Genomic DNA, 6,968 nt, shown 5'->3' on the forward strand with positions numbered 1-6,968 from the left:
CTCAACCATTTCTGCGCTTTTGTCTACCTACATATCGAAAAATATGGACTATGATGAAAACACTTAAGATGATTTTGGATTAGCGGAGGATGAGAATATGTTAAAAGCAATCGATAAAAGAAATGTAACTTTGCTACCGGGAGTTTTTCGGGAGAGAATGAATGTCAACAGAGAATATCTAATGGAGCTGGACACCCAATGCCTTCTTCAGAATTTCTATCTGGAGGCGGGAATTATTATGCCGGGGCTTCAGGTAGTGGATGATCCCGCAACTGCCAATCTGCACTGGGGCTGGGAAGCTCCCACGTGTCAGCTCAGAGGGCATTTTCTGGGGCATTGGCTATCCGCAGCAGCGTCTTATGTAGCCACGGAGCATGATATAGAATTGAAAGCCAAGCTCGATAAAATCGTCTCAGAGCTGGCAAGATGTCAGGAACTGAACGGCGGAGAATGGATTGGCTCCATACCCGAAAAATATTTCCAAAAGCTGGCGGATGACCGGTATATATGGTCGCCACAGTATGTCATGCATAAAACCATCATGGGACTGACTCACGCCTATACGGACGCGGGCAACGAGCAGGCTTTGGAGATATTGGACCATCTGAGCGACTGGTATGTACATTGGACCGACGCTATGCAAAATATTAACCCTCATGCCGTTTACAGCGGTGAAGAGGGCGGGATGCTGGAGATCTGGACAAGCCTGTACGACATCACCAAAAACGAAAAGTACATGGATCTAGCAAAGCGTTATTGGAACCCCGGGTTATTCCGAAAGCTGGCGGAGGGAAAAGACGCACTTACAAACTCTCATTCCAACGCAAGTATCCCGCTATCTCACGGTGCAGGAAAGCTTTACGAAGTAACGGGCGATGAGAAGTGGCGCACGATTACCGAGGGATTTTGGAAAAATGCGGTTACCGACAGAGGCATGTATTGCACTTGCGGTCAGAACGCAGGCGAATTTTGGGGGCCTCCCTTTATGCAGGGACAGTTTCTCGGCGAAACCAATCAGGAATTCTGCACGGTTTACAACATGGTTAGAACCGCTTCGTATCTTTATAAATGGACGCGTAATACCGAATATGCGGATTATATCGAAAGAAGCCTGTACAACGGTTTCCTTGCCCAGCAGAATGCGAATACGGGAATGCCCACCTATTTTCTCCCGTTAATGGCGGGAAGTCGTAAAAAGTGGGGAAGCAAAACTAGGGATTTCTGGTGCTGCCACGGCACAATGGTCCAAGCTCAGTCCATCTATCCTGATTTGATTTATTTTGAAGATACCCAAAATGACAAGCTGATCATCAGCCAGTATATTCCCTCAAGATTGAACTATCGCCGCGGCGAAACGGATATAATCCTGGAGCAGACCACGGATATGAAATACTACAACGATCAAGCGTTCTTTGATGAGCACGACGACAGCCAAATGTCCAGGTGGTCCTTGAAATTCACGGTTACATCGTCTGTTTCCGAAACCTTCACCTTGCTCTTCCGTGTGCCGTCATGGGTTAAAGGTACGCCGTCGGTACAGATTAACGGGCAGGAGGTTACCGCACCTGATATTAGCGGCGGTTACTTGAGCATTACGAGAGAATGGAAGAACGATACGATCAAGATTTTCTTCCCAAGCGTCTTGGTTATGGAAGCTCTGCCGGATATGCCGGAGCTTGCCGCCGTCGTTGACGGACCGATTGTCCTTGCGGGTCTTACCGACAGCGACTGCGGACTAACGGGCGATTTCAGCAATCCGAGGGAATTTATGATGCCGCAAACCGAGCATACTTACGGAACATTCCCTTGGAAGCAGAACAGCTACCGTACACGCAATCAGCCGAAAAACATCATGTTCAAGCCCCTTTATGAGATTACCGACGAAACCTACACCGTCTATTTCACCCGCAAATAGTTCATTCAATGAAACTGACCCCTGTCACGAAAACAGGGGTCAGTCTCATTTCTTATGAAAGGCGTTTTTATACTGCAAGGGAGTCATTCCCTCGTACTTTTTAAACATTTTCATATAGTATTTTTCGTCCCGGAAGCCACATGAATAGGCGGCTTCTTTTATGCTGATATTGATACTGGACAAGAGATTCTTCGAAATTTCAACCCTTGATTTATTCAGGTAATAGACAAACGTCATGCCCGTTTCTTTTTTAAATAAGGAGGATAAATAGTCGGCATTATAGTGGAATTCTTCGGCAATATCATGCAGGGAAAGAGGCTTGTGGCAATTGGATTTAATCCAATCCATGATGGTATGAACAACAGGCGAAATATTGTTTTTGCGATTTGTTAAGCTGTCGAGAAATTCCTGCGTTATTTCCATTGCAAGCAGACTCAGTGAGTAGTAAAGAATTGCTTGGGTGTAAAGAATCTCCTGACGTGAATAGTCGATAAGCTGACGGAAGAGCATGCTTACACGCTGAAAGTTTGCAGGAGCTCCGTGTTCGGGGAACAAATAGGAATAGGATTCTGGAAGATTAAAGCCATTGTCTGCGGAAATGGTTTCCCACGGAGCGTCGGAAGAAAAGTGCACCCACAAATAGATCAACTTCCCATTGGAAGGCATATGACCGTAATGTTCTTCACCGGCTTTAAGGAAAATATAGTGTCCCGAAGCTACCGAATGAGGAACACCAGCTTGGGTGATATGTAAGGTGCCCTCAAGAATGAAAATAAGCACATGGCAGTCAAAGATACGCCTATGGTGAAGAAAACCATCCCTACTCATAAGATTTCCACATGTAAAATAGCGCAGAGGCTTTGTAGTACTTGTATAGAAATAATTCATCGGATAATCACCTTGGATAAGATACGGTTGATTGAATAGCATTGCATAGTAAAAATAATATCATATTTTAGTTGCCCCACGTTCAAAACTGTATAAGGTGTTTGTGTCATTCGACAACAAGGGCAAGCAAAGCAACCGTAATTCCGCTTGACATGAAAACATATGTTCTATATTGTGAAATTAAGTTCCTCAATGAACTAGTTGAACCACTCGAGGAGTAACGGCTGAAGGATGAAATCTATGGTTCAACTTAAATCGATAGGAAAGGTAGATGAGTCCATGAACCGAGTCATAGCATTCGAAATCAGCAGTCAGGATGCTGCCAGCCATTCGAAATTTTATGCGGATGTGTTTGGATGGGAACTAGGTGAGCCCAATTGGGGGTATTACCCTGCCAAGACGGGACCGTCCGAAGAAAACGGCATTGATGGAGGGATTGCTCATGGTCCCGAACATTTTCCGGTTGGCGTCCGCTTGCAAATCGAAGTAATGTCGATCGATGAATCCATATCGAAAGTGATTGCAAATGGCGGTAAAGTCATTCAAGATGTCATGGATTTCGGCGACTTCAAATTAGCGTATATTATTGATCCCATGGGGGTTCATTTTGGACTCATCGAACATGTGAAATAGTCGATCAAAATCGGACAAACCGCCTGCTATAGGGCGGTTTTTTTTATATGATCAAAACCAAAAGGATAACTCAAATAATCTTTGTTAAATACATGCATCATCCTGCAACTTTCTTCCAGTTATTCCCGTCTCTTTGTCATCTTAGAAATGTGGGCTGGTGGATGATGTGAGAATGAAAAAAGGCGAAAAAAAGCAATCGCGTATGTGGGTTCTCCTTGCTGTTGGAATCATCGTTTTAGGTTGTATCGCTGTTTTATCTTTTACCGGCCTGCCGTTTGAGCAGGCAGCAGCTCATTTTCTAACCGGCTCGAGCTCTTCACCGCAGCATACTGCGGCAAACGCATCCACAACTCACGCTATATCAACCCCTTCAGTCGCCGAATCGACAAACGGCGTAAACGGGGGAAGTCCCAGTCCCTCGCCTGCTCTCACCCAGGCACCGTCATCAACACCGACCGCTACCCCATCTCCGCAGAAGATGGTCGCTTATCACGGACCGGTGGAGCATATCTTCTTTCATCCTTTAATCGCTTACCCGGAGCTTGCATTCGACGGAGACAGCATGACGAAAGGGTATGACGACTGGTTTGTCACCATACCCGAATTTAACAAAATTATCGATTCCCTTTACCGGAATAATTACATTCTGATCCCCATCGACTCCATTTATGAAACGAAAACGATTGACGGTAAAATGACGGCCACTCGAAAGGATCTGACATTGCCTGAGGGGAAGAAGCCGCTGATCCTGTCCATCGACGACAATAATTACTACGATTATATGCGGAAGAACGGCAATATCAATAAGCTGGTCCTCGATGAAAACGGAGAAGTAGCCGGATATGCCATCGACCCGAAAGGCGCAGAAGTCACTGCCCGGGACAATGACATCATCCCGATTCTCGACGACTTCGTTAAGGCTCACCCGGATTTTTCCTTTCAGGGAGCAAAAGGCGTCATCGCTTTAACCGGCTATGAAGGTATCCTCGGCTACCGCACAAATGAAACGGGCGCGGCTGATTATGCGGAAACGAAAGCAGCAGCGCTCAAGGTGGTGAGCCGGTTGAAAGAAACCGGCTGGACCTTCGCCAGCCACGGCTGGGGACACAAAGATGCAGGGAAAATCAGTGAGAAGGTTTTATTTGCCGATACCGACCGCTGGTTGAAAGAAGTCGGGTCCCTGCTCGGCCCGACTCCCGTCTACATTTATCCATATGGCGCATCCGTTCCGGAGGGCAGCCCGAAGATGAAAGGATTGCAAGATCGGGGTTTTGCCGTCTTCTGCTCCGTCGGTCCGGCTCCTTATCTAAAAGCCTCCAGCGGTGTCGTGATGATGGACCGCAGGCATATCGACGGCTTGTCGTTGAACGACGATGTCAAGCGGCTCGCTCCCTTGTTCGATGCTACCGTGGTTATCGATCCAATCCGCCCCAGCGTCAAGGCGAAACTGGCGACTGCCAACAAGTAAAGGAGTAGGCAAACGGAAGTCGTAAGGGATAGAATCTGCCGCTCGCTACCGCCGCTCTACTTTGCCGTAACTGCCGCCGCCTCCAGCTTCCAACCGCAATGTCCCTTCCCGTGCTTGGATAATCATCCCGGCAATATCCTCACCGACTGCGGCAGCGAGTTCATCGCCTTTTACCCGGTGTAAAATGTTCATCTCCGTTCCGAAGCGGTCCAATAGACCCTTCAGCTTCCGCTTTCCGAGACCGGGGATGAACTCTAGAGGAACCTGGTAGCGATAAGGCGGCCGGGTGGCGAGGCTTTTCGCATCAGGCGCCGGGCGATCGGAAATATCGGCGATCCGGTCCATGACGCCGCGGACGATTTTCGTACTGCCGCAGTAAAGACAACGCTCCGCTGAAGACTGGCTTTCATCGACGATGGATTCGCAATTGGCGCAATACGTACGGTGATACTTGCCCAGACGTGGATTTAACCCAAAATTCGCAGCAATCCCCCGGCCCTTCCGGCCTTGCAGAGCCAGCTCAAGTTCCTTGTAGCTGGCTTCTGCCATGCGCATCAGATTATACTCCCTACCGATTTTGCCGAGGGAATGGGCATCCGAATTGGTGACGAAAGGAATGCCGTCAAGCTCCGAAAGTCCGCTCGCCATCTCCGTATCGGAGCTTAAGCCCAGCTCCACTGCGGCAATGCTTGGCACATGAAGCAGATCCGACATGCGGGATGAACAGCTGCCGTACAAGCTTTTATGAGGAGTGAAAATATGAGCTGGAATGACCATGCCCCCCCGCCCCTCTGCCTCCTCCTGGAGGATGCGAGCAGGAACATAAATGCGCTGGGAGCTTAAACTGACATTTTTCATATGCCGGCTCATCCACTCCGTAAACTCCCGCATCTTGTCCAAAGTGGGCAAATAAATCAGCAAATGAGCCGGTCCCATCCCCGCGTCCCTCACCTCGATTTCACTGCCCAAGAGAACGGTAGTCTGACGGTAGCGGATGCCTCCGTCCGGGACTTCTTCCATTTCTCCATTGCTTAAATAGAAATCGATCTCGTTCTGCACGGCTGGAGAATGGCAATCGATAATTCCGATCGTATCAATCCCTTTGCGTTCCGAAGCTTCTCTGGCGATATTGTAGAAGGTTAAATCTCGGGAAGCGCTGATCTTCACCGGAGCGCCTTTCTCGGTCCGCCCGATATGGATGTGCAAGTCGACAAAATGATCCTTTATCTCTTGCATCATCGGTCAGAAACTTCCCGTCAGCCGCGATACCTGCCAAGCTTGCACTGCCATAATGGTTTTCGCGTCCTCAATCCGTCCTTCAGCGATAAACCGTTCCGCTTCTTCCGGAGTCAAACTCATGATTTCCAAAAATTCATCCTCATCGGGATGAGCTTCACCTGCTTGCAAATGCTCAGCCAGATAAAGATGGATTTTCTCGTCGCAGAATCCCGGAGCCGTATAGAAGGTAAACAGCTTGCGCATTGATCCGCAGGAATAGCCGGTTTCCTCTTCCAGCTCCCGTTTTGCCGCTTCAAGGGGATCTTCTCCCGGCTCCAGCTTGCCCGCTGGAATTTCCACAAGGTTTTTGCCCAGCGCTTTGCGGTACTGTTCAACAACCAGCAACTTCCCGTCCAAAATCGCCAACACACAGACAGCCCCAGGGTGGCGGACAATCTCCCGTGTTGCGCTTTCTCCGTTTGGAAGTCGCACCGTTTCCACGTCCAAAGAAATGATTTTTCCTTTGAAGATGGGTTTGCACTCCGTCGTAATTTCTTCAAATGGGTTTTTGGTATCCTTTGTCATCGCTCTCTCTTTCCTTTCCATCGAAAAACAGTCTATTTTCAAACGCGCTCTCATATGAATCTACCATATCCCGTTGGCGGGAGGAAATTCTGGTAGAGATGAGGCGTGAACCATGAAAGCTTATTATGCCCCCGACAGCCTAAGACTGGTAGGAAAAGCTTGGGAAGTCAGCCGAAAGCTGAAACAATTGGCGGAAGCAGAGAGCAAGGGAAAAAAGGGACAGGCCCTCATCATGTTAAACCAACGCAGCCACCGGAAAAA

7 protein-coding genes are annotated in these 6,968 nt (G+C 48.4%); 4 read left to right on the forward strand and 3 right to left on the reverse strand.

Annotated features, from left to right (window positions below; genetic code table 11):
• Positions 1-97: 97 nt before the first annotated feature.
• Positions 98-1,915 (forward strand): beta-L-arabinofuranosidase domain-containing protein, encoded by a 1,818-nt coding sequence (locus TJ79_RS15655; protein ID WP_040951279.1) that lies wholly within the window; start codon positions 98-100, stop codon positions 1,913-1,915.
• 45 nt (positions 1,916-1,960) lie between these two features.
• Here the strand turns inward: TJ79_RS15655 and TJ79_RS15660 are convergent, their stop codons facing one another.
• Complete coding sequence (locus TJ79_RS15660) at positions 1,961-2,803, reverse strand: helix-turn-helix transcriptional regulator (RefSeq protein ID WP_040951280.1); 843 nt, start codon at positions 2,801-2,803, stop codon at positions 1,961-1,963.
• A gap of 240 nt (positions 2,804-3,043) precedes the next feature.
• Between TJ79_RS15660 and TJ79_RS15665 the strand changes: the two genes are divergently transcribed.
• Positions 3,044-3,436: a VOC family protein gene (locus tag TJ79_RS15665; protein WP_238323026.1), complete on the forward strand. Its 393-nt coding sequence runs from the start codon at positions 3,044-3,046 to the stop codon at positions 3,434-3,436.
• A 172-nt stretch (positions 3,437-3,608) separates the two neighbouring features.
• A complete protein-coding gene (locus TJ79_RS15670) occupies positions 3,609-4,904 on the forward strand; it encodes a polysaccharide deacetylase family protein (RefSeq protein WP_052339634.1) in 1,296 nt (431 codons plus the stop codon).
• A 45-nt stretch (positions 4,905-4,949) separates the two neighbouring features.
• Here TJ79_RS15670 and TJ79_RS15675 read toward each other — a convergent pair whose 3' ends face one another.
• Together TJ79_RS15675 and TJ79_RS15680 are read right to left on the reverse strand one after the other, a co-directional pair.
• A complete protein-coding gene (locus TJ79_RS15675) occupies positions 4,950-6,143 on the reverse strand; it encodes an endonuclease Q family protein (RefSeq protein WP_052339635.1) in 1,194 nt (397 codons plus the stop codon).
• Positions 6,144-6,146: 3 nt separating this feature from the next.
• The gene (locus TJ79_RS15680) at positions 6,147-6,707 is read right to left on the reverse strand and encodes an NUDIX hydrolase (protein ID WP_040951281.1); all 561 of its coding nucleotides are present in this window, start codon (positions 6,705-6,707) and stop codon (positions 6,147-6,149) included.
• Positions 6,708-6,819: 112 nt separating this feature from the next.
• Between TJ79_RS15680 and mciZ the strand changes: the two genes are divergently transcribed.
• The coding region (gene mciZ, locus TJ79_RS28680; RefSeq protein WP_155987908.1) for a Z-ring formation inhibitor MciZ at positions 6,820-6,968 on the forward strand (149 nt) is incomplete at its 3' end.

This window comes from Gorillibacterium massiliense (genome assembly GCF_000455485.1).
Classification (GTDB): domain Bacteria; phylum Bacillota; class Bacilli; order Paenibacillales; family NBRC-103111; genus Gorillibacterium; species Gorillibacterium massiliense.

Excerpts from the sequence above, each read along its gene's own strand:
- TJ79_RS15655 (WP_040951279.1), top strand. The coding sequence starts at position 98 with ATGTTAAAAGCAATCGATAAAAGAAATGTAACTTTGCTACCGGGAGTT.
- TJ79_RS15660 (WP_040951280.1), bottom strand. The coding sequence starts at position 2,803 with ATGAATTATTTCTATACAAGTACTACAAAGCCTCTGCGCTATTTTACA.
- TJ79_RS15665 (WP_238323026.1), top strand. The coding sequence starts at position 3,044 with ATGGTTCAACTTAAATCGATAGGAAAGGTAGATGAGTCCATGAACCGA.
- TJ79_RS15670 (WP_052339634.1), top strand. The coding sequence starts at position 3,609 with ATGAAAAAAGGCGAAAAAAAGCAATCGCGTATGTGGGTTCTCCTTGCT.
- TJ79_RS15675 (WP_052339635.1), bottom strand. The coding sequence starts at position 6,143 with ATGATGCAAGAGATAAAGGATCATTTTGTCGACTTGCACATCCATATC.
- TJ79_RS15680 (WP_040951281.1), bottom strand. The coding sequence starts at position 6,707 with ATGACAAAGGATACCAAAAACCCATTTGAAGAAATTACGACGGAGTGC.